At 49.4% G+C, this 1171-nt stretch carries 9 tRNA genes and 1 rRNA gene; all 10 read right to left on the minus strand.

Annotation, left to right across the window (positions count from 1 at the left end):
* Positions 1 to 197 precede the first annotated feature (197 nt).
* A tRNA-Ala gene (locus C9J37_RS27650) sits at positions 198 to 273 on the minus strand.
* Between the two features lie 21 nt (positions 274 to 294).
* Positions 295 to 371, minus strand: a tRNA-Pro gene (locus C9J37_RS27655).
* A 9-nt stretch (positions 372 to 380) separates the two neighbouring features.
* Positions 381 to 457, minus strand: a tRNA-Arg gene (locus C9J37_RS27660).
* Positions 458 to 473: 16 nt separating this feature from the next.
* Positions 474 to 562: transfer RNA gene (locus tag C9J37_RS27665), tRNA-Leu, on the minus strand.
* Positions 563 to 567: 5 nt separating this feature from the next.
* Positions 568 to 642, minus strand: a tRNA-Gly gene (locus C9J37_RS27670).
* Between the two features lie 48 nt (positions 643 to 690).
* Positions 691 to 775: transfer RNA gene (locus tag C9J37_RS27675), tRNA-Leu, on the minus strand.
* Positions 776 to 798: 23 nt separating this feature from the next.
* A tRNA-Lys gene (locus tag C9J37_RS27680) sits at positions 799 to 874 on the minus strand.
* Between the two features lie 6 nt (positions 875 to 880).
* Positions 881 to 956 (minus strand) — tRNA-Thr (locus tag C9J37_RS27685).
* A gap of 3 nt (positions 957 to 959) precedes the next feature.
* Positions 960 to 1035 (minus strand) — tRNA-Val (locus tag C9J37_RS27690).
* Between the two features lie 10 nt (positions 1036 to 1045).
* Positions 1046 to 1161, minus strand: a 5S ribosomal RNA gene (rrf, locus tag C9J37_RS27695).
* Between the last annotated feature and the right edge of the window lie 10 nt (positions 1162 to 1171).

Here is a 1171-nt window from a genome sequence, read left to right on the forward strand (position 1 = left end):
TGTATTAGGCACGCCGCCAGCGTTCGTCCTGAGCCAGGATCAAACTCTCCATAAAAGAAATTTGATTAGCTCAAATTGTTTTGCTGGCATCAATTTTGATGTCCAAAATTTTGTTTCGTTCACTAACATAGTTAGCTAGTAAAAACTATATTGATTACGTTTTGCTTGTTCAGTTTTCAAGGTTCATTTATATTAATTGGTGGAGCCTAGCGGGATCGAACCGCTGACCTCCTGCGTGCAAGGCAGGCGCTCTCCCAGCTGAGCTAAGGCCCCATAAAGATATATTTTAGGAAATGGTCGGGAAGACAGGATTCGAACCTGCGACCCCTTGGTCCCAAACCAAGTGCTCTACCAAGCTGAGCTACTTCCCGTTCATTTATTGGCGCGCCCGGCAGGAGTCGAACCCACAACCTTCTGATCCGTAGTCAGACGCTCTATCCAATTGAGCTACGGGCGCTAAATAATATTAAAAATGGTGCCGAGGGCCGGAATCGAACCGGCACGGTAGTCACCTACCGCAGGATTTTAAGTCCTGTGCGTCTGCCAGTTCCGCCACCCCGGCACATTTGGAGCGGAAGACGAGGTTCGAACTCGCGACCCCCACCTTGGCAAGGTGGTGTTCTACCACTGAACTACTTCCGCATGTGCATAAGATTATTTATCCTGGCAATTATTATTTTAATATATAAATGGTGCGGGTGAAGGGAGTCGAACCCCCACGCCTCGCGGCGCTAGATCCTAAGTCTAGTGCGTCTGCCAATTCCGCCACACCCGCATATTATTGTTGGCAATTAAAAATGGTGAGCCATGAAGGACTCGAACCTTCGACCCTCTGATTAAAAGTCAGATGCTCTACCAACTGAGCTAATGGCTCAAAAAATGGTGCCGGCTATAGGAATCGAACCCACGACCTACTGATTACAAGTCAGTTGCTCTACCTGCTGAGCTAAACCGGCATATGGTGGAGGATGACGGGCTCGAACCGCCGACCCTCTGCTTGTAAGGCAGATGCTCTCCCAGCTGAGCTAATCCTCCTGGGTATTATGCCTAGCGACGTCCTACTCTCACAGGGGGAAGCCCCCAACTACCATCGGCGCTAAAGAGCTTAACTTCCGTGTTCGGTATGGGAACGGGTGTGACCTCTTTGCCATCATCACTAGACTCTATTCGA

This window comes from Lysinibacillus mangiferihumi, assembly GCF_003049665.1.
Lineage (GTDB): Bacteria > Bacillota > Bacilli > Bacillales_A > Planococcaceae > Lysinibacillus > Lysinibacillus mangiferihumi.